Raw genomic sequence first — 19,649 nt, 5'->3', positions numbered from 1 at the left:
TCAGGTGGCTGAATTTTAACGTCCAAACATTTAGTCACTTGTGTAATCTACGTGCCTCGTTTAGAGATCAATATTATTTGACTTAAGTAATTTCTGTTTATGGCGATAAATTCTGGGCCATTTAATGGTGGAGATTGTTTATGAAAAGACTCTCTTGTAACCTGTTTTTCTTTTTGTTGCATCTGCTTGTTTCAAGTGTTCATGCTTCCGATGGCGACATTCCCATTGTGAACCCTTCATACATTGGGAACAGTATACTATATAACTTTAGCGATCCTACATTGTTTTCAAATCCAATTCAGAAGTCGGCCCAACTACAAGCTCTTTCAAAGTATCAGCCAAACTCATACTTGAATATCCAGACCGGGCTAAACATTTCTGGCATAATCGTTCGTTGTACTGCGGAACAATATTATGCAAGTGAAGACTTTGCTGGCTACCCAATATGTAAAAATACAGAGGGGGAGCAGGGGGCATATAGTCAGATAGTGCGGACCAATAGCGAATCTATTAAAGAGTTTAACTTTGGTCTGATAATTCCGACTGCGAATTCATTGGACGAAGCACAACTTAATGTTTATAACGCCTACCCACCTCGTTCAGTTGATATCAGAGTAGTAGGAAAGGGGCGTCGTCCAATTTGTTTTAGTAGTGTCGGAAATGTGGTCTCAAGGGTTTCGGATGGGCTGTTTGGGCTTACTATAAACTATATCGCTCCACTAAGAACAGATTCAACTTCTCTTAATGCATCAGTAAGCTGCGATACACCGTTAGATGTCATCTCAATTGGGCCGACAAGTACAAGCGGATATTCGGATGCATACACCAATCTTAATTTTTTGCTTATGAGCTATTTAAATATCCGGCGAATGCCCGCAGAGGCGAGTGGATATAAAATCGCCAATCAAACTCTCAACAGAAATGGTGTGGCTGTTGGTTCGCCTCAGATCATTTCAATTAAAGATGGTGGAAGTATTTCATTTGCGTTAGGGGCAGTCTCTTCTCTTACCTTGTTAAAAGCTGATGGTACTATCATCCCAGCGAAATTTGTTCTAAACGGCAATCTAAATTTTATAACAGCAATTGATACGGAAAAGTCTCTATATCCGAATCATCTTGGATTATTGTTTAATGCGGGATTAGTCACAGAAAATCAGCAATGGGTATCTTTGCATATGGGGTCAGAGAACCTTAAAATTGTTGCCGAAGATCAATCTGGAACAGAATTTAATTTGGCTCTTAATGTCGTGTCTCCTGCTCAGTTTGGCGGGAACTCAAACTATGACCAATCAATAATAAAATATGCTCACCAATTTGGGATACCTCCGCAAATGTTAAAAGCAACTATAGATCACGAGACTGGCGGAACGTTTGATCCTTTATCGTTTAGATATGAACCGCTTAAAGACTTAACTTTGCTGGGAGCATCTATTGGGGCAAAGAATAGAGTTCTGTTCGGCGATCTATTGATTAAAGATTTGAGTCCAACTGTTTTGAGAGCGCCATCATCAGTTTATCCGCGATCAATTTATGGAGTGTTTTATAAGTCAAAAAACCTAGTACAGAATCTAGGAAATGATTTTGAAATTGTTGAAAAGAGAAATGCGTTATGCTCGGATCTTCTTTTTTATAACAATGATGGCGGATTTGGGTTCTCTAGGCAGAATTGGATTCCGTCGGCTGTTGCTAATTCTGCTATTAAAGTTGTTTCACAAGGAGGAGTCCTTGGACAAGGAAATCAAACGAGTGGCAGTGGAAAGGCAAACCCTTATACGGATGATTATAACTTCACTGCTCAAACAATTGTAGCATCTAGCTATGGCCTAATGCATGTAGTTCATTACTATATGGTGGCTGACTTTAAGTTTGTAAATGCGTCCGGAGTTGCAATAGATCCAACAGATCGCGCTGCGGGGCTGTTCAATCCAGATGTTAACATAAAATTTGGGGCGCTGAAGTTTGGATCAGCGTTTACAAGCATCAATTCACCTTTGCAAATATCTTCTGTAGGTAATTTTAATGAGTTCTCGGTCTTGCTGAGGAAAGCTAGTCAAAAATATAATGGGATAAATAGCAAGTTAGCGGCTGCACGCATCTTACCCATGAGTTACAATAGTAATGTTTGGAGTAAGTGGGATAAGTATTTACCTGTAGCAACTCAGGCTCAACAATAGTTTTGATTGGAGTATGTATGAAACAAATGATTAAATGTATTTCGGCTGTTTTATTGAGTCAGATGTTGCATAGCTCATGTTTCGCTAAATCGGATTTTAAACTGCCAGACGCTGTTTTAAATTCTTTTATACCTGGGGAATTTAGAAAAGATTCAAATGGAGCTGCGAATACAGTTGGTGATGGGGTTCGTGTTTCTTATGTTGAAGTAAAATTCAATAGATCATTTGAGAAAAAATTTGTGGTGAAATATGCCATTTCTAATGGGAAATGCAGAATGATTGTTCTTTCTAAAGACAAAAAGGGATATGTGGCGGGGGGGGAGACTCTTTTAAATGATCCAGATCAATTGCAGGGGTGTTTTAAGTTAACAAAATATGATCTCGATCAGGACGGCATTGATGAGGTGGTTGTAGAGAGGATTGATAACGTGGCTATTATGTCACCAACAATCCTTAAATGGAATGGAAAGCAACTGCAAGACGTTACTCCGATGGATCCCACGAATCCCGCAACGAGTATATTTAGGAATATTACGATTTTTGAGAAACCGGTACAGCGCCGTCTGATTATATTGGATGATGACTTTGCCAACGATCAATTTTCAAAATCGCGAATATATAGGTTTGAGAATGGGAAAATTGAATTAGTTGGTGAATACGATTTGGTATCTTACCTTGGTAATCTCAATGGTTCTAAAGTTCAGAATATAAGCGGTGCATTTAAAGAAGAAGGAACTTATATCCTTACAGTTAAAAATGTATCTGATCACAATAGATCAGTACGAGCAGAGGTAGTTGTCAATGGTTCGGTTGTTTTAAAGCCGCAGGATTTCTGTAAAACTTTGCCCCCAAAGAAGTACGTCGGCAGGAAAGATGACGACGATAATGACGACGAAAACGAAGATCATTGTCGAAGATGTGTTCCTGTGTCTGAGGCCTACGCAATCGTAAATATGAAGACCGCTAATGAAATTAAAGTAAAGGTATTTGGGCGGAGAGATTCAAAAATTCAGTTGAGTGTAGTAAAGAAGTAAATCGATAGATATCCCTTCAAGGAAATTCGAACTGAGATTTTTCGAGCAGGCCCAATGGGCCTGCTTTTTTATTCGAATTTTAGGGGGAAGACTGTGGAGATGGCGTCGCCGGTGAATGATTTGAATTCTACGCGGCGGATGGTGTCGACCAGGCATTTTTTGAAGTTGGCGTCGCTGATGGAGGAGGAGGCGATTTCTGCGTTGTAGACTTTGCCGGATCTTTCGATTGTGAAACTAATGGAGGCTTGGCCTACCACGCCTGGGGTTTTTTGCAGAAGTTGGGTGTAGCATTTAAAAAAAGAACCTCTTTGCAGGCGCAAAGTTTCTTGGATGAATTCAGCGGTCAGGCCGCCTTCGATTTTTCCGGCTGCCATCTCGGGCGTGCCTTCGGTAGAAGGGGCGAGGTCTGGGAGATTTTGGGTGGGTGCTTGTTTCTTGTAGTTTTGTTCGTAGTCTGTGGCTGTCCAACGAATGCCATCGCGAGAAATGTAGACGGAACCTTCTTTGCCGAATGATTCTACTTGGACATCGCCGCGCTTGATGATGATCACTGTGCGATCAGCTTCTTCATCCAATGTGATCAAAGAGTTTTCTTCGACACGAATTCTGTAAGAGGAATCGAAATCCATCGTTGCGTCGCCATCGGGGCCGGTTTCCACGGAGTCCAATGCAAAAAGAGCGGCTCTTTTAGTGAGAGTTTCTTTTTGAGTCATGCTTTTACGAAGAACGAAGACTTTGCCCAGATTGAGTTCGATGCGAGCTAGAGGTGCTTCGCCGGGCTTTTGTTTTTCAGTACGAGTTGCGATTAAAAAAGAAAGAGCTAAGCTCAGCAAACCAATACCGATTAAAGAGGGGATCAACCAATTGTTCTTCGTCATAGTGAAACTATAACGAAGAACTTATTCGGAATGTACTATTTTGTAGCTGGTGCTGCAGAAGGAGCAGGAGTTGCCGCTGGAGCAGATGCTGCTGGAGCCGCAGTTGCAGCCGCTGCATTTGCATCAGCCGCTGGAGCCGCTGCCGGAGTTGCAGGCGCAGTTTGAACAGGAGCGGCTGCAGGCAAAGCATCAACAACAGATTTAGTTTTGGAAGAAGTCAAAACTGACAAAGTGAGGCAAGTTACTGCGAAGATGATCGCTGCCCAAACTGTCATTTTGCTCGCCAAAGATTGCGCGCCAGTTGCACCCAACAAAGAGTTAGAACCGCTGCTGCCACCCATGCCCAAGGCACCATTGCTTTTAGAATCTTGGATCAAAACTAGGATGATCAAAATAAGAGCAACAACGATGTGGATAATGCCAACGAAAGTATTCATTTAAAGTCTCCCAAAGACCCAGAATATAAAGACAAAGGGGGCGTTCCGTCCATCCCAAAGTGGCCCGATTATTCACAATTAGCCCCGTTTGACGCCACGCAGCCACAAAGGTCTTGGCACTCCAGCTTGGGTCTCTTTAAACTTAAAGGATGAGAAAAATCCTAGGCTTACTGACTTTATCTTTGCTTCTTACCTCTTGCACCTCGAATGAAGGCGCGGTCAAAAAACTCGCCCTCGCCGATGGTGAGGCTCATTATGAAGAGATCCTTCAGAAGGAAGCGACCGATCTTATACCTCAATCGGACTGGCTACGAGAGGCTTATGTCAGCTATATGAAAAAGAACAGCGAGTTTGAAGCCGAAATCAAAATGGTCAATGAGACCCTGGCCATCGCTTCAGTCTCTGTGGCGACCTATTCATCATCACAGCGAAAAACAGTGGCGAAGATCGCCGGGACTGTGGATCCCGGCAAAGTTCGCCAGTTTAACTTTGGAAATGCCCTGCAATTGATCTCTCAGCAAACCGGGGAGTCTGTGAAGCCGGAGAAGCAAAATAGCGGTGTTTTTAAGTATCATAAAAATTCCTCCGGCACGTGGGTGCTTGAAAAGTAGTCAAAATCTGCACTCTTCCCTTGGCGCGATGCGATTTGTTGACCGAGGGCGGGGGATGGCTGACAAAGGCGGTTGGCTGGTCTGCACGGTCTGAGGGGTTGAAATGGCATTTTTGGTTTTTGAAGGGCTGGATGGCTCTGGAAAAAGTTCGTTGATGAGAGCGCTTGAAAAAGAGCTTGAGAGACGTGCCATTTCATTTCATAGAACCCGTGAACCTGGCGGCACTCCACTAGGTGATGAAATCCGCGAGATGATTCTGCGCACGCAGGGGCCTTCACCTCTGCCACGCACTGAATTGCTTTTGTATGTTGCCAGTCGTGCTCAGCATGTCGAGGAAGTGATTCGTCCCAAACTGCAACAAAATCATTGGATTTTGTGTGACCGCTTCGCGGCAAGTTCAGTGGCGTTTCAAGGTGGCGGTCGTGATATTTCTGAAACTGACGTGGTGACTTTGAATAACTTTGCGACGGGTGGATTGAAAGCGGACCTAACTATTTTGTTGGATCTTTCTGTGGAAGAGTCGCGCAAGCGCCGTCAAGGGCGTGGCGAAAAAAACGGTGAGTCAGAAGATCGCATCGAATCTGAAGCAGACACTTTTCATGAAAAAGTTCGGCAGTCATTTTTGAAGCAAGCCAAACAAGATCCTCAGGGGTGGTTGGTTCTGGATGCCCGCGAAACTCCTGAAGGTTTGTATTTGCAACTTTTGAACGCTCTGCAAGAGCGTGGAATTTTGAAATAAGGATATCTGACTGTGGCAAGGCTCGTGGATTTTATTCTAGGACATCAAGGTATCATCAAGAAGATGGTGGATTCCTTTGAGGCCGGAAAGCCAGGGCAGACTTTTCTTTTTGTGGGTCCCAGCGGTGTTGGAAAAAAAACGACGGCGTTGGGTTTGGCCCAAGCGTTGATGTGCCCCCAAAGCCGCAGTGGTTGTGGAAAGTGCCCTTCTTGTTTTCGTGCGGCTCAAGGGCAGCACGAGAACTTAAAAATCATACAGCCGAATGGCGCCAATATTAAAATTGAACAAGCCAAAGAAGTTTTAGAATTTCTGAGTCTCAAAAGTTTGGGCGGCAACCGCGTTATCATTTTCGATCAAGCGCAGACCATGAATGCGCAGACAGCGAATGCCTTGCTAAAAACTTTGGAAGAGCCTCCTGAAGGGACCTTCTTCTTTTTGATTGCTCCCAGTGTTGCCGGTATCATGCCGACCATCCGTTCGCGTTCCCGCATTGTGCAGTTTAAGCCATTGTCCATGGAGGAACTCGGTAAGCGGGTGAAAGCTCCGACATGGGCTTTGAAATCGGCGGGTGGCAGCTTTGAAAAGCTGGCGCAATTGCAAGAAGGCCCGGAGCTGGAGCTTCGCCAAAAATCCGTCGATATTTTGAATGTCTTTTTGAAGGACGATGATTTCATCGTGAATGATATGTGGAGAGGTGAATTTAAAGATCGCGCACAGGGGCAGCGTTTGCTTTCCTATTGGGCCGGTTTCTTTAAAGACGCCATCTTCCTGCAAGAGAATGCAAAAGCTCAAATTGTGAGTATAGATCAGGCGCCTTTGATTAAGACTTTGGCCGAAAGTTCACGTCAAATGCTTTTAAAGCTGACTCAAGGAGCCTTCCAGGCCGAGCAAGCGCTTTCAGCCAACAGAGATCCTCAATTGGTGATGGAAGAATACTTTATCTCCACCAAGGAATTAAGGTAGAATCTAGTCATGCAGCAATGGATTGATGTTCACTGTCACTTGAATATGCTCGAAGAGGGCGTTGATGCCGCCATTCAAAATGCGAAAGCTGCGGGCGTTCGTCGTCTGATCACCATCGGGACAGAGCCGGGTGATTTTCAAACTGTTTTGGATATCGCTCATAAGTATTATCCGGAAGTGTATTGCACGCTGGGCGTTCATCCTCATGATGGCAAAGTATATACTGCAGAAATTGGCAAATTTATCGAAGAGCATGTCAGTGATCCGGTCGTCGCGGCGATCGGTGAGATCGGACTCGATTACTACTACGATCAATCTCCACGGGAAGAACAGAAAGAAGCTTTCCGCGCGCAACTGGAAATCGCCAAGCGCACGAAGATGCCTGTACAAATTCACACTCGTGATGCGGATGAAGACACAGTTGCGATTTTAAAGGAATTCAAAGGCCAAGTCACAGGGATCATTCACTGTTTCACCGGCACAGAAATGCTGGCTCGTGAATCTTTGGATTTGGGATTCAATATTTCCTTGAGTGGAGTTCTGACATTTAAAAATGCGGACTCGCTTCGCGCCATTGCGAAAATGCTTCCGCTGGATCGCATTCATGTTGAAACGGATTCGCCGTTTTTGGCGCCGATTCCTATGCGTGGCAAGAAGAACACTCCGGCCTATGTTGTTCACACAGCCAAGTTCGTCGCGGAACTCAAAGGCGTCAGCGAAGAGCAATTGGCGGAGCAAACCAAACTGAATGCTTTAAAAATGTTCCCTAAAATTCAGTGGTAGAAATCATTCGAAGAAGTTTGCGCTCTTCTTTATGCAGCCAACCTGCAAAGGGCGCCACTTTCGTTGCTTGAGACTTTCCTGAACAATCTTGTATGCCATTGGGTAATTTTTTGCCGAAAGAGGCCGAGTTCACGCCAATCACTTTCAGCTCTCCATTTCGATCAAGAAATTGAGGTCCTCCAGAGTCACCCTGACAGAGGTGCGTGGGCCATTCGTTTAAGGTGAAATAGCGATCTGGAGTTTCTTTAAACCAAGGATCTACTTTCAGGATTCCGCGAAACAAAGTTCCCGATGAATAGCGAAGATCCTCGGCGCGCTGGCCGGTGTAGTCTTTAGTGCGACCATACCCATAGGCGAAAACCAATTCGTTGGCATAGTTGGCGTTGATATTTTCATCGATGCTGACAGGAGCGAAGCCTGCGGGAAGAGCGCCGGCGAAGACTCCTAAGGCGATGTCGTGATCGTAGATGCCGCGACTGTTGTAGGTGGGATTGACGAGGTAGGCGAGTCCTTGGCGCTGTTCTCTGGGGCCTTCAGGTTTATAGAAGTTTTCAAAGAGGACTCGAAACTTTTTAACAGGGCCAATCAGCTTCACGTCAAAGCAATGCCCTGCCGTCAGAATAGTATGGGCTCCGATCAATGTGGCCGTGCAAAAGGTCAATGGTCGAAGTTGCTCATCCAGGAGCTCGATCAGAACTACGCTGCGCGAGGCTGGAGTGTTGCGTTGAATTTTGATTTCTCCGCCGATGATATCCGCGCGGTTGGAGAAATCATTTTTGTCTGCACCAGGGTGCTCGATATTGCTCTGGTTGCAGCCTACGAGCATCGTGGCGAGCAGGAGAGCCACGCCAAGTCTTCGGAGGGGGGAGATTAAGATAGTTTCAGTCATATTATCCTCGGGGTCGTACCATACTTGAGATCGCTCAACGGGGAATCACTCCGAACGAAAGTATGCGGAAATACACAAAAGTGCGGCCATATCTAGCTGTTAGAACCTTGGACACTTTTGTAACTTGTTCTATTTTTTCGTAATTTTCATTTAAACATAGTCTGGTTTCTGTTAAGGGTTCTGCATTGTTCAAAATGGAGGATATGTAATGAAACTTGGTTTGGTAACTTTGGCGATATTGGCGATGACTGGCGTGGCTCACGCAGAGCAAGAAAACTCTTTAAAGAAAATTCTTGATGGCACTGCGAGATATTGCGCGACAGCGGCCGATGCAAAAACTGAAATGAACGTAAAAATGGCTTTGCGCGGTTCTGTGCTTTCCATTGAATTGGTGAAATGTGAAGCGGACAAAGACGGTTCTGGTCGTTATGTACCAGACACATCTGTAGCTGAAAGAAGTTTTAAAGCTGTTAACGGTGAAATCGTTCAAGAGCGTTACAGCAACTTTGAATTGGTATTGTTGGATAAAAACTCAAACATTATCGAAATTCATACTTTGAATGATTTGGGTCTAACTTCTCACGAAGTTTTGAACCTTGAAAAGCTTGAGCGTGGCACGGAGTTGCTAGTTCGTGCGATTTATTCTTATCAATCTGAAACTGGAATCAGCGACAGAAGAATTATGGCTTGGGGATCTTTCCGTTACTAAAAGTGACCCTCTTGGCGGCTCTGTCTAATTTTGAGACAGGGCCGTGGCCCTCAGATCTCAATAATCAGGATCTGGGGTTTCTTAGGCTGAGCACGAAGTTTGTACGTTATGCGATGAATTCTTTTTTTGGGAGTTATCGTGGAACGTCGTTGGCTATCGGGCTTTTTAGCCTCCATAGTATTAGTTCAGGGTGTGAGCGTCGCTCAGGCTGACGAAATCGTCGTCGACTTGCCCAATCCATTTGATATTGGTGGCGAACAGCAATCTCTCCCACAACCTCTTCCACCATCACCCGTACAGTCTGAATATGTCGGGACTGTTCAAATCAATTCTGTTTCACGAAAAACCGGTGGCACTTTGCTGCGCGTGAATCTATCGCCAGCGTTGGCTTTACAGCGTTTGGAAGTAAAAGTATTAAAAAGCCAAGTTAAAATCTACGAGTCTACATTGATCACTGCGACAGGGCAGCGAATCGCGGTCCGTGAGTTCAAAGAAACGGGTGTACTGAAAGACACCAGCACCTTGGTGTCAGAGAACTTAAATCTGACGGAAGCTATTATGGCTATTGAGTTGCGTGCCGAATCTTATCAGGCCGAATCCGATCTTGAATTGAAAGCTATTTCTAATGCCGGAGTTCCGCGTCTGAGTGTTCAACCTCGCGAAGTGGTGCAACCACCGGCACCACCGAAGCAGCCGACTCCTCCAGCTCCCGTTCCACCGCAACCACCACCTCCTCCTACGGTGCCGGACAGACCGCCTCGCTATGGAAACTGTTTGGAAGATCTGTGTGTGGGTGATCGCGCCTTTAATATTCAACGAGATTACCGTCAGGTAGAAATCGTGAATATCACGAATGGAACTTTCGTTCTTCGTTTTCTGGATAATGGAGGACAAGGAGCTGGTTGGACCCGCAAGGATCTTGCGAAGATGAGTGGTTGCAACGAGAAATTCTGCGTCGGAAACCAAGCTTACAATATCAGCAGAGATAATCGTCTGGTGACTGTGGTTGGAATTAGTCCTGACGGCAAACTCGTCCTGCGCTTTAACGACAATGGCGGCGTGGGCGGAGGCTGGAGCAGTGCTGACCTAGCGATGATGTCTGGTTGTGTGAGTGATATTTGCGTTGGCACTCAGGCCGTCAATATTCAAAGAGACTACCGACGTGTCACGGTTGTGGGCATTCAAGCTGATCAGCGTTTACTGCTGCGCTTTGATGATAATGGCGGAATCGGAGGCGGTTGGTCGCGTGCGGATTTAGCTGTGATGAAGGGCTGTGTGGGCCAAGTTTGTGTGGGCACGATGGCTTACAATATTGAAAGAGATTACCGCCTTACCCGCGTGATGGCGATTCAGGCTGATGGTAAGTTTGTCCTGACATTCCAGGATAATGGAACCAGTGGTGGCAATTGGGATTTCAGTAGCCTGGCTTTGTTGACGGGCTGTGGGAACGGCTTTTGCGTCAATGACGACGTTATTGTTGTCAGCAGAAACAATCGCAGAGCCCGTATTGCGGGAATTCAAATGAATGGCCTCTATGTATTGAGATTTCTTGATAATGGCTTGGTTGGTGGCAACTGGGCGAACAGTGACTTGGCGCGCCCTCGCTAGCACTTTTTACAGAGGGCATTTTGCCACCAGGTTCGTTGGCATAAAGTTTGGATAATGGATTTCGTTTTCAAAAATTTAGCTTTGGTGATCCAGAGCAGAGACTTAAGGAGTCTAACATGAAAAAAAGAATGATCGTTGGTGCATTGCTTGTAACTACAATCGCTCAAACTGCAAGTGTTGCTCACGCTGTTAATAAAGAAGATATCGGTGGAGTCATCGGTGGTCTTATCGGCGGTCTCGCAGGGACCCAAATTGGTAAAGGAAATGGAAATACTGCAGCGATTATCATTGGCGCTGTTGCGGGTTCGATGATTGGCAGTAAAGTCGGCGCCAACATGGACGAAAATGATCGTCGTGCAGTGGCAGAAGCTCAACGCCGCGCCTTAGAGGGGCGTTTGAATAACAATTGTGACTGGGATGGACGTAGCTATGGTTCACGCACAGGTGCGCGTGGTCGTGTGACTTCAACTAGGGAAGGTTACAATCAATACACAGGCGAATATTGCCGTGAATATCGCAGCACAATTTATTTGAGTGACCGCACGGAAGACACTCGTGGTATCGCGTGTACTCGCCGTGATGGTTCTTGGTATGAAACTCAAGAAACCAACATCCGTTGGGGTGGCAGAGACAATGGCGGTGGCTACGGTGGCAACGACGTTCGCCCAGCTCCTTACAATCCGGCTCCGACTCGTCCAGTGCCTCCTCCTCCAGCTCCGGTTCAACAAAACCGCGAAGGTTCAGTGCAAGTTTCCAGCATTTCCCGCCGTTCTGGTGGCGAATGGGTTCGCGTGACTTTGGCTAGACCGGTTTCTGTGGATCAATTGGAAGTCCGTGCTTTGTCAGCGGGAGTTAAAGTCCATGCTGCAACGGTCTATACTGAGACTGGTCGCCAGGTGAATGTGCGTGAGTTTGATGAAACTCCAACTTTCTATGCTGGGGATAAGGCCGTGTCTGAAAGATTGAATCTTCGTGAGCGCGTTACGACTGTGGATATCAATGCGGAAGGTATGGGCGGCAACCCAGATATCTTGATCACGGTGCTTTCAAACGAAGGACGTCCTTCTTTGAGCGTCTCTCGCTACTAAGATAGTGCTAAAAAGCCTCATACAGGGCTAAAAAAGCCAGTCTAGGACAGAGTGTCTAGACTGGCTTTTTTTATGGCTAAGACCGATATTGAGTGGGTTTTAAAAGGAGCTTACTCATGTCTAAACTTCGTGTTGGTATTAACGGTTTCGGTCGTATTGGTCGCGTACTTTTCCGTGAAGGTTTCGAGAAATTCGATATCGTCGGAATTAACTCTTTGGACAGCCTTGAAGGCAACGCCCACCTTTTGAAGTACGACTCAGCTCATGGAATTTTCAACGCTGATGTTGCTACTGAAGGCAACAACTTGGTTGTGAACGGCAAAAAGGTTCACGTTTCTAAACATCGCAATCCTGCAGACGTTCCTTGGGGTGACTGGGGAGTCGACATCGTTCTTGAGTGCACAGGCGCATTTAAAAACAAAGAAGATTTCATGCATCACATCCACGCGGGTGCAAAACGCGTTTTGGTTTCAGGCCCTGCAGAAAAAGGCGCGGACATCACAATGGTTTACGGTATCAACCATGAATCATATGATCCGTCTAAGCACCATGTTGTTTCTAATGCTTCTTGCACAACAAACTGCTTGGCTCCTCTTGCAAAAGTATTGAACGACACATTCGGTATCGAACACGGTACTATGATGACAGTTCACTCTTACACGAACGACCAAAAAATCTTGGATGCTCCTCACTCTGATATGCGCCGTGCTCGTGCCGCTGCAGTCAGCATGATTCCAACAACAACAGGGGCTGCGAAAAACGTAGGACTTGTATTGCCAGAATTGAAAGGTCGTATTGACGGTATCTCGGTGCGTGTTCCAACTCCTAACGTGAGCTTGGTGGACTTCACTTTCACAGCTAAAAAAGATGTGACAAAAGAATCAGTAAACGAGGCTTTGATTGCAGCTTCTCAAGGCGCTTTGAAAGGCATCCTGGCAGTTGAGAAAAACGAACTTGTGAGCGTTGATTTCAACGGCAACAAGCACTCATCTATCGTAGACCTTGCAACAACAATGGTTGTGGGCCCACGCATGGTGAAAGTTCTTTCTTGGTACGACAATGAGACAGGCTTCTCAAACCGCATGGTTGACGTAGCTTTGTACATGGCGAAGAAAGGTCTGTAGTAATGGCAATTATTGCACCTTTGGGTCTTAAGGGTATCAAAACAGTTCGTGATTTCGAACTGGAAGGAAAAGTGGTTTTCCTTCGTCTTGATTTGAACGTGCCAATGGCCAACGGAAAAATCACAGATGAAAACCGCATCACAGCCTCTTTGCCTACAATTCAGTATTGCATGGAAAAGGGCGCGAAGATCGTTATGGCTTCGCACTTGGGTCGTCCCAAATCTAAAGAAGACAAAGAGTTTTCTCTGGAGCCTGTGGCGAAACGTCTGCAAGAGCTTTTGAATGCAGAAGTGATCTTGGTTGAAGAGCCGGATTCAGATGCACCAGTTCATCTTTTGCCTTCTTTGAAAAAGAACCAGTTGATCCTTCTTGAAAACGTTCGTTTTGAAGAAGGGGAGACGAAAGACTCTATCGAGTTCGCACAGAAAATTGCGAACTATGCAGAGATCTACATCAACGACGCATTCGGCGCTTCTCACCGCGCACACGCAACGATCCACGCTTTGCCTTCAGTGATGAAGGAAAAAGGTATTGGTTTCTTGATCGAAAAAGAAATCAATATGTTGGACTCTTTGTTGGTGAATCCAAAACGTCCGTATATTGCGGTGATGGGCGGAGCGAAAGTTTCCGACAAAATTGCAGTTATCGAAAGATTGATGGACGTCGTTGACGGTTTTGTTATCGGTGGTGCGATGGCTTACACATTCTTGAAGGGCCAAGGCCTTGCGGTGGGTAAATCATTGGTGGAAGCTGATAAAGTTAAATTCGCCAAAGAAATGATCGAGCGTATTGAAGCTCGTGATAAAACAATTCTTCTTCCAGTGGATCACGTGGCAGCGAAAGCTTTCAATGATGTCGCGAGTGCTCATGTGACTCGTGATGTAGTGATCCCTGAAGATGAAATGGGTTTGGACATTGGACCTCAAACGATCAGAAATTATTCAGCAGCTTTGAAATCTGCGGGAACTATTTTCTGGAATGGTCCTATGGGAGTTTTCGAAAACCCAGCTTTTGCTAAAGGTACTTTCGGCGTTGCTCAAGCGATCGCTGACAATGCTGAGGCAACGAAAATCGTAGGTGGTGGTGATTCAGCTGCGGCGGCAGAAGCATCAGGCTTGGCTGGCAAAATGACTCACATCTCTACAGGTGGCGGAGCAAGTCTTGAATACCTTCAAGGTGATAAGCTTCCAGGTCTTGAGATTCTAAGAACTAGAATCCGCGGCTAAATTCTCTGAGTATAATTGAAATAAAAAAAGCCCACTTCGATAAGAGTGGGCTTTTTTATGCCTGAAATCAGGTCTGCTAAGTTGTTAGCTTATTAAACAGTGGCGATCTTGATAAATGAATCTACTTCCAGGGAGGCGCCGCCCACCAAGAAGCCACTCACATGAGGTTGAGCAATCAAGGTTGGAGCATTGTCGGCCTTCACACTGCCGCCATACAAAATAGGAGCCGTGAAGCCGAGTTTTGTGAGAATGCCATGAACGTCTGTGTGAGTTTCCGCCACTTGTTCCGGAGTCGCTACTTTACCCGTACCAATTGCCCACACCGGTTCATAAGCGATCACGAGGGGTTTGGATTTATCAGCTTTCGCAAGTCCAAGAAGGAGTTGTGTTTCAAGAACACGGAAGGTGTGTGCGGCTTCGCGCTCTTGCAGGGTTTCACCAATACAAAGCATCGGAGTCAGTCCCAGATTTTGAACCATGGCCACTTTTTCTGCAATCAAGCCATCGGTTTCGCCAAAAAGCTGACGGCGTTCGCTGTGACCAATCAGAATATAATCACCACCAAGTTCTTTCACGACCTGGGCAGAGTTTTCGCCAGTGAAGGCCCCTTGGTTTTGTGCATAACAATTTTGTGCACCGATATGAATGTTGGATCCTTTGACGGTATCGCAAGCCGCTTCCAAAGAAATGGCAGACGGGAAGAAGACCAATTCGCCAGTGGCTTTGGCAGAAACCTCTTTAAATGATTTAAAGAAGGCGCGCGTTTCAGCAGGAGTTTTATGCAATTTCCAATTGGCTGCGAAAATCTTTTTCATGGGACGTCCTTTGTTTAATTAGGAAATCCTAGCACTGGCTGAAAGGGAAGATCAAGGCATTGGATCGGTTTTGAATCTTGGTTTTCGGATCTGTTAGCCGTTACCAACATCTTCTTCATGAATGGCTTGTTTGATGGCCTTCAAAAGGGCATTTCCTTCTGACTTCGGAAGAGTCTTCAAGGCCTTTTTAAATGCCTTCTCGTCTTTTTTATAAAGAGGAACAAGAACATCGGCGACCGCCGCTGTGGGATCATTTTTTAGAGTAATATAAGAAACGCGAAGAATCTCGTGCAGAAGTTGTTCACTGGGTTTGTTTTTCAAAGAAAACTGAACAGCCTCATCGATTTTTACAACGATGCTTGCCAAGTGTTCTTCGTCTTTTTTGCTGTCAGCGGAAGTGTAGACCGCAAGGTCCTTAAGAATTTCTTCCGAAGATTTGTATTCTGCAGCCCCCGCCGAAGTTGCAAAGAATAAAGCTGTGATCAATAAGAATTTTCTGATCATAATTTCCCCGGAGGAAGAATCATCACGCCGATAATTTTGTATGGCTTGCCAATTCTAGCTTTGTAAATGCCCTTGGTCGTCTGTTGAATATTTTTTGCTGATTGATAGTCGCTGACGTAGGTGGCGTTTTTGCCATCTCCAGTTTTAATTTCAATATGTCCGGCTTCTTTGGATTCGCCGGTGCTGTATACCAAGACCGCACCTTTTGGGGCGTCAGCAGGAGTTCTGATTCTAGAAGCATATTTTGGATTATCCAAAAGGTTGACCATGCCTTGAGCTTTTAAATCGCTGACACCTTGCTTGGCTTTTCCACCTGGAGGATACGAGTCAATCAAGTCTCCGGCAAGGAGGGCATTCTTGACATAGCGATAGCAAAGTCTTTTCGAGCGAGACGCTGATTTTTTCGCAGCTCGAATCGCTTTTTCAACTTTCTTACTGTGGCTGTATTTGGAAATGTAAGGATCATCGGCCCACGGGTCATTCGGGTCTGATAATTTGGCTGGTTTTTCAGCCTCTTTGCTGACGGCACTTAAATCTTTAACGTTCTTGTCTGCAACAGTGCCGGTCTGACAAGTTGTACAAACTTCAGTGAAACCACCTTCAGTTTTAGTCTTGTCTTTGTTCATCGCAAGATTCGGATCGACTGTTTTTAAAGCTTCAGCTCTTCTTTTTGCTTCGGCTTCGGCCAATTCTCTTTCGCGTTGAGCTTCGCGCTCTTTAATTTCTTTTTTCGTTGGCAGAGTTGGATTCGGCACCGTACCTTCTGCAGGCAAACCCACGCCATCGCGCTTAGCTGTGCTGCTGAGGGCTTCTTCCGGATCTTGAATATCGCTGCCAGCTTTATCCTGGAAGCTCAACCAAGGATCTTTTTGTGAGTAGTAAACCCACACTTCGTCATTTTCTTTAGCTGTCGTTGAGCCAAGATTTTTTGAAACTTGAGTGATGCGGATTTTCACACCGTAAGAACCGGTGCGGCTGAGTTTGCGAGTTTCCAGGACCGTGCCTTGAGTTCCCTGCGGAATCAAAGAAGTGACATTCCGGGCTTTTTTGCGGAAGTCGACAGAGGAGCGTCCGTAAAGATTTCCTTCCAGAATGACCGTTTGCAACTCTTGAGGAATATCAGCAAGCGCTGAACTTGCAATCAGCGAAAAGGCCATAGTCATGCGAAGAAGGCGATTCAATAAACTCAAATTGATACTCCTTTTAGGCTCTTCGGTGTTTATGAGTAAAGTCTGAGGCTTGGCGAGAAAATCCCGCCTTTGGTCCTAAGCTCTTGGAAGGCTTTTGGTTTGCGTGTGATGCGAAAAGTCATTGATCAATTTGTGTCGTGAATTCAATAACTTAAATTGAGACGGCCCCTTGCCCCTGGGAGGGGGGAAGCCTACGCTTAAAGAACATAGGAGAGGAAGATCATGAACGTAAAAACACACTTCCGACGATGCCATATTTGCGGGACCGCCAACTCTGCGGAGGGCGATCTTGTGACCGCTTGCGAATGCTGTGGAAAGCATCTTGCGCCCTTTTATTTTTTCGACGAGAGTAGGGCCATGGGCCTTACAGACTCGAGTTTTTGCTCCGCTAAAATTTCCGATGATATGGGAGTGAAGGCGACAGAGAGAGAGACAGAGTCTGTGCTGCCACATAAAGAATATCCCCCAGTGTGGGGATTAACAGTTTATTGGGAGTCCTGACTTCGATGAAAGTTTCCTTAGAAGATATCAAAAAAGCTCGCGAGACGATTAAAGACATTATCAACACCACTGAGTTGAGCCACTCAATCAGCGCGAGCAAACTTCTGGGAAGCGAAGTCTACTTTAAGTACGAAAACACTCAGCGCACTGGAAGCTTTAAATTCCGGGGCGCCTTCAATAAAATTTCAAATCTAACGGCGGAAGAAAAATCGCGCGGTGTGGTGGCAAGCTCTGCTGGCAATCACGCACAGGGCGTGGCCTTGTCTGCGACTCTTGCCGGAGTAAAGGCGACCATCGTGATGCCGGTAAACTGTTCGATCAGTAAAGCCAGCGCGACACGCTCTTATGGGGCTGAGGTGGTGCTTAAAGGTGAAATCTATGATGAGGCCTATGAGCATGCACAAAGCCTTGAGAAGCAATTTGGTTACACCTTCGTTCACCCTTACCAAGATCCTTTTGTGATCGCGGGACAGGGGACCATCGGCATCGAGATTCTGGAGAAAATTCCTGATCTGGATTGCGTGATTGTGCCAATCGGTGGTGGGGGTTTGATCAGCGGCGTGGCCTTGGCGGTGAAGTCGATCAATCCAAAGTGCCGCGTGATCGGTGTGCAAAGTGATCGCTCGCCAGGTATGGCTTGTCTTTACAACAAGCAAACAGTCGATCAAGCAAAGAAACGTGCCGCAACGATTGCCGATGGTATCGCAATTAAAAATCCATCCGCGTTGATGTATGAAAATTTCATTTCAAAATATGTCGATGAAGTGGTGACGGTCAGTGATGACGAGATCGCAGAGGCCATTGTGTTTTTGATGGAAAGAACCAAAACGGTCGCCGAAGGTTCTGGAGCTGCCGCAATGGCAGCAGCCATGCACCGTGGTTTGAATCTGGGAAAAAAATGCTGCGTGATCATCAGCGGTGGCAACATTGATTTGAACATCGTCAGCAAAATTATCGATCGCGGTCAGATCCTGCGTGGTCGCCTGTGCGAACTGTCTGTGATCGTCGATGACCTTCCAGGAAATCTCAGTCGTTTGACTTCAGCTATCGCTACTGAAAAAGCCAACGTCTTGGAAGTGCGCCATGACCGTGTCTCACAAGGTTTGTCTCTGCGTGAAACACGCATTGACTTCACCCTTGAGACGACCAGCATCGAACACGTCGAAAGAATCAAACGCGCCCTCGAGGCAACCGGCGCAAAAATCATTTAGGGTACGCCGTACCTTTTTGCGATGCCAGGCGTTAAAGAGCCCGCTGACTTGAAATCAGCGGGTTTTGTTTTTTTGATCTGCTGGAGTGTCAAACTACAAATTAGCAAGGCACTGTCGCCATTTCAGACCAAGCTACTCAGAAGGGCAGTGTCCTCCCGAGTAGTTGGTGGATCTTATTACCTCCGTAGCGGGTGTTGTCCAGACTCCTTGGCGTATTTCAAACTGTTATGACGAGCACACAGTACCCTTAAATTTTCAGAACTATTGTCGCCACCGGCCCATACCGGTTGGATGTGGTCTATTTGCAAAAAGCGAGTGCCGCCGCAAATCTTCTTAGTGACAGGATCTTGATATTCACAACAATTCCCGTTGGCAAAAATGGACTTTCGCAAGTTGGTTCGAATCGCTTTTCGTTCTGAGCCAGAGATTTCTGTCTTTGAAGTGGATGAAGACTTTTGCGAAGCACGGGTGGACCTTTTAACCAAAGTTCTACGTTTCGTTTCTTGTTGTGCCAGATAGGTCATGACTTCGGCCCATTTCTTGGTAGGAACATTGTGGGAGATCAAATCTTGAACTTGTTGGAGTAATGCGAATTGTTCTTTGCTGAAGGTGATCGACAGAGTGACCGACTCATCTCTGTGAATTTGCTCCCGCTGTTCAGTCACAAATGGCAAAGAAAGTTCTTGCGCCAAGATCAGCTCTGTTTGATTTTGCGTGGTATATTCAATCTTGCCAAGAAGCTCCCGCTTTTCTTCAGCATCCATAGTTCGATCTTCAATTTTTTGAACAGTGCGGATCGCCTGCTGAACTTTTGAAAGCTGTGATAAGTTTAAAGCTCCAGCCTCAATTTTTTCTGACATCTCTGGAAGCTCCCGAAGAAGACGAGCCGATTCAATTCTGCGAACCGCCGAAGAGGGGCTGTATCCAAACTCCTTCACCAGGAATTCATAAAGACTTGGATATGCTCTTTCCAGATAGATTTTCCGACAGTCAATTTCCGCAATGCATTCCAAAACCAAATGAGTGATCTTGCGCTCCGTTTGCACCAGCTTCCCAAATCGTACCATCAGCTCTGAATTTGAAAGAATTTTGACGTCCATTTATATACCTCCGAAGCGGGTGTGCTTCCTTTTGCAGAGGTATATCACGACTTTTAAAAGCAAAT

At 45.9% G+C, this 19,649-nt stretch carries 19 protein-coding genes; 12 read left to right on the top strand and 7 right to left on the bottom strand.

What is annotated here, in order from left to right; all coding sequences use genetic code 11:
- Nucleotides 1-140 precede the first annotated feature (140 nt).
- Entirely contained in the window at nucleotides 141-2,174 is a 2,034-nt protein-coding gene (locus tag NWE73_RS16355; protein WP_277579433.1) for a hypothetical protein, read from the top strand.
- 17 nt (nucleotides 2,175-2,191) lie between these two features.
- Nucleotides 2,192-3,208, top strand: a complete 1,017-nt coding sequence (locus NWE73_RS16350) for a hypothetical protein (RefSeq protein ID WP_277579432.1) — start codon at nucleotides 2,192-2,194, stop codon at nucleotides 3,206-3,208.
- Between the two features lie 68 nt (nucleotides 3,209-3,276).
- Here the strand turns inward: NWE73_RS16350 and NWE73_RS16345 are convergent, their stop codons facing one another.
- Together NWE73_RS16345 and secG are read right to left on the bottom strand one after the other, a co-directional pair.
- A complete protein-coding gene (locus NWE73_RS16345; protein ID WP_277579431.1) occupies nucleotides 3,277-4,086 on the bottom strand; it encodes an AgmX/PglI C-terminal domain-containing protein in 810 nt (269 codons plus the stop codon).
- A gap of 35 nt (nucleotides 4,087-4,121) precedes the next feature.
- On the bottom strand, nucleotides 4,122-4,523 hold the full coding sequence (gene secG / locus NWE73_RS16340; protein WP_277579430.1) for a preprotein translocase subunit SecG: 402 nt from the start codon (nucleotides 4,521-4,523) through the stop codon (nucleotides 4,122-4,124).
- 149 nt (nucleotides 4,524-4,672) lie between these two features.
- On the opposite strand from secG, the gene NWE73_RS16335 reads away from it, so the two are divergent.
- The 4 genes from NWE73_RS16335 (at nucleotide 4,673) to NWE73_RS16320 (ending at nucleotide 7,619) form a co-directional block, all read left to right on the top strand.
- A complete protein-coding gene (locus NWE73_RS16335) occupies nucleotides 4,673-5,134 on the top strand; it encodes a hypothetical protein (protein WP_277579429.1) in 462 nt (153 codons plus the stop codon).
- 103 nt (nucleotides 5,135-5,237) lie between these two features.
- Nucleotides 5,238-5,873: a dTMP kinase gene (gene tmk, locus NWE73_RS16330; protein ID WP_277579428.1), complete on the top strand. Its 636-nt coding sequence runs from the start codon at nucleotides 5,238-5,240 to the stop codon at nucleotides 5,871-5,873.
- 12 nt (nucleotides 5,874-5,885) lie between these two features.
- Complete coding sequence (locus tag NWE73_RS16325) at nucleotides 5,886-6,836, top strand: DNA polymerase III subunit (protein WP_277579427.1); 951 nt, start codon at nucleotides 5,886-5,888, stop codon at nucleotides 6,834-6,836.
- Between the two features lie 9 nt (nucleotides 6,837-6,845).
- Nucleotides 6,846-7,619, top strand: a complete 774-nt coding sequence (locus NWE73_RS16320; protein WP_277579426.1) for a TatD family hydrolase — start codon at nucleotides 6,846-6,848, stop codon at nucleotides 7,617-7,619.
- Here the strand turns inward: NWE73_RS16320 and NWE73_RS16315 are convergent.
- Nucleotides 7,603-8,508, bottom strand: a complete 906-nt coding sequence (locus tag NWE73_RS16315; RefSeq protein ID WP_277579425.1) for a S1 family peptidase — start codon at nucleotides 8,506-8,508, stop codon at nucleotides 7,603-7,605. The two genes, NWE73_RS16320 and NWE73_RS16315, sit on opposite strands and share 17 nt — an antisense overlap.
- Before the next feature lie 208 nt (nucleotides 8,509-8,716).
- Between NWE73_RS16315 and NWE73_RS16310 the strand changes: the two genes are divergently transcribed.
- The 5 genes from NWE73_RS16310 to NWE73_RS16290 all read left to right on the top strand — a co-directional run bounded on the left by NWE73_RS16310 (nucleotide 8,717) and on the right by NWE73_RS16290 (nucleotide 14,263).
- Entirely contained in the window at nucleotides 8,717-9,217 is a 501-nt protein-coding gene (locus NWE73_RS16310) for a hypothetical protein (RefSeq protein WP_277579424.1), read from the top strand.
- A 138-nt stretch (nucleotides 9,218-9,355) separates the two neighbouring features.
- Nucleotides 9,356-10,825, top strand: coding sequence for a beta-sandwich domain-containing protein (locus NWE73_RS16305; protein ID WP_277579423.1), 1,470 nt, complete (start codon nucleotides 9,356-9,358; stop codon nucleotides 10,823-10,825).
- A gap of 116 nt (nucleotides 10,826-10,941) precedes the next feature.
- Nucleotides 10,942-11,913 (top strand): beta-sandwich domain-containing protein, encoded by a 972-nt coding sequence (locus tag NWE73_RS16300; protein WP_277579422.1) that lies wholly within the window; start codon nucleotides 10,942-10,944, stop codon nucleotides 11,911-11,913.
- Nucleotides 11,914-12,029: 116 nt separating this feature from the next.
- Nucleotides 12,030-13,037, top strand: coding sequence for a type I glyceraldehyde-3-phosphate dehydrogenase (gene gap / locus NWE73_RS16295; RefSeq protein ID WP_277579421.1), 1,008 nt, complete (start codon nucleotides 12,030-12,032; stop codon nucleotides 13,035-13,037).
- Between the two features lie 2 nt (nucleotides 13,038-13,039).
- Nucleotides 13,040-14,263 (top strand): phosphoglycerate kinase, encoded by a 1,224-nt coding sequence (locus tag NWE73_RS16290; RefSeq protein WP_277579420.1) that lies wholly within the window; start codon nucleotides 13,040-13,042, stop codon nucleotides 14,261-14,263.
- A 92-nt stretch (nucleotides 14,264-14,355) separates the two neighbouring features.
- Here the strand turns inward: NWE73_RS16290 and tpiA are convergent, their stop codons facing one another.
- The 3 genes from tpiA to NWE73_RS16275 form a co-directional block, all read right to left on the bottom strand.
- On the bottom strand, nucleotides 14,356-15,078 hold the full coding sequence (gene tpiA, locus NWE73_RS16285) for a triose-phosphate isomerase (protein WP_277579419.1): 723 nt from the start codon (nucleotides 15,076-15,078) through the stop codon (nucleotides 14,356-14,358).
- 93 nt (nucleotides 15,079-15,171) lie between these two features.
- Nucleotides 15,172-15,582 carry a hypothetical protein gene (locus NWE73_RS16280; protein ID WP_277579418.1) on the bottom strand — a complete coding sequence of 137 codons (411 nt, stop codon included), beginning with the start codon at nucleotides 15,580-15,582 and terminating at the stop codon, nucleotides 15,172-15,174.
- Nucleotides 15,579-16,772, bottom strand: coding sequence for a hypothetical protein (locus NWE73_RS16275; protein ID WP_277579417.1), 1,194 nt, complete (start codon nucleotides 16,770-16,772; stop codon nucleotides 15,579-15,581). Before NWE73_RS16275 ends, NWE73_RS16280 begins: the two co-directional genes overlap by 4 nt.
- Before the next feature lie 506 nt (nucleotides 16,773-17,278).
- Between NWE73_RS16275 and ilvA the strand changes: the two genes are divergently transcribed.
- A complete protein-coding gene (ilvA, locus tag NWE73_RS16270; RefSeq protein WP_277579416.1) occupies nucleotides 17,279-18,484 on the top strand; it encodes a threonine ammonia-lyase in 1,206 nt (401 codons plus the stop codon).
- A gap of 176 nt (nucleotides 18,485-18,660) precedes the next feature.
- Here the strand turns inward: ilvA and NWE73_RS16265 are convergent, their stop codons facing one another.
- The gene (locus tag NWE73_RS16265; RefSeq protein ID WP_277579415.1) at nucleotides 18,661-19,584 is read right to left on the bottom strand and encodes an HNH endonuclease signature motif containing protein; all 924 of its coding nucleotides are present in this window, start codon (nucleotides 19,582-19,584) and stop codon (nucleotides 18,661-18,663) included.
- Nucleotides 19,585-19,649: the final 65 nt, after the last annotated feature.

Origin of the sequence: Bdellovibrio svalbardensis, from assembly GCF_029531655.1 — a bacterium.
Lineage (GTDB): Bacteria > Bdellovibrionota > Bdellovibrionia > Bdellovibrionales > Bdellovibrionaceae > Bdellovibrio > Bdellovibrio svalbardensis.
The sequence above is the reverse complement of the archived record's forward strand: the minus strand, read 5'-3'. Positions and strand labels throughout refer to the sequence as shown.

Excerpts from the sequence above, each read along its gene's own strand:
- NWE73_RS16280 (WP_277579418.1), bottom strand. The coding sequence starts at position 15,582 with ATGATCAGAAAATTCTTATTGATCACAGCTTTATTCTTTGCAACTTCG.
- NWE73_RS16290 (WP_277579420.1), top strand. The coding sequence starts at position 13,040 with ATGGCAATTATTGCACCTTTGGGTCTTAAGGGTATCAAAACAGTTCGT.
- NWE73_RS16345 (WP_277579431.1), bottom strand. The coding sequence starts at position 4,086 with ATGACGAAGAACAATTGGTTGATCCCCTCTTTAATCGGTATTGGTTTG.
- NWE73_RS16350 (WP_277579432.1), top strand. The coding sequence starts at position 2,192 with ATGAAACAAATGATTAAATGTATTTCGGCTGTTTTATTGAGTCAGATG.
- NWE73_RS16310 (WP_277579424.1), top strand. The coding sequence starts at position 8,717 with ATGAAACTTGGTTTGGTAACTTTGGCGATATTGGCGATGACTGGCGTG.
- NWE73_RS16335 (WP_277579429.1), top strand. The coding sequence starts at position 4,673 with ATGAGAAAAATCCTAGGCTTACTGACTTTATCTTTGCTTCTTACCTCT.
- tpiA (WP_277579419.1), bottom strand. The coding sequence starts at position 15,078 with ATGAAAAAGATTTTCGCAGCCAATTGGAAATTGCATAAAACTCCTGCT.
- NWE73_RS16265 (WP_277579415.1), bottom strand. The coding sequence starts at position 19,584 with ATGGACGTCAAAATTCTTTCAAATTCAGAGCTGATGGTACGATTTGGG.
- NWE73_RS16320 (WP_277579426.1), top strand. The coding sequence starts at position 6,846 with ATGCAGCAATGGATTGATGTTCACTGTCACTTGAATATGCTCGAAGAG.
- gap (WP_277579421.1), top strand. The coding sequence starts at position 12,030 with ATGTCTAAACTTCGTGTTGGTATTAACGGTTTCGGTCGTATTGGTCGC.
- tmk (WP_277579428.1), top strand. The coding sequence starts at position 5,238 with ATGGCATTTTTGGTTTTTGAAGGGCTGGATGGCTCTGGAAAAAGTTCG.
- secG (WP_277579430.1), bottom strand. The coding sequence starts at position 4,523 with ATGAATACTTTCGTTGGCATTATCCACATCGTTGTTGCTCTTATTTTG.
- NWE73_RS16300 (WP_277579422.1), top strand. The coding sequence starts at position 10,942 with ATGAAAAAAAGAATGATCGTTGGTGCATTGCTTGTAACTACAATCGCT.
- NWE73_RS16315 (WP_277579425.1), bottom strand. The coding sequence starts at position 8,508 with ATGACTGAAACTATCTTAATCTCCCCCCTCCGAAGACTTGGCGTGGCT.
- NWE73_RS16355 (WP_277579433.1), top strand. The coding sequence starts at position 141 with ATGAAAAGACTCTCTTGTAACCTGTTTTTCTTTTTGTTGCATCTGCTT.
- ilvA (WP_277579416.1), top strand. The coding sequence starts at position 17,279 with ATGAAAGTTTCCTTAGAAGATATCAAAAAAGCTCGCGAGACGATTAAA.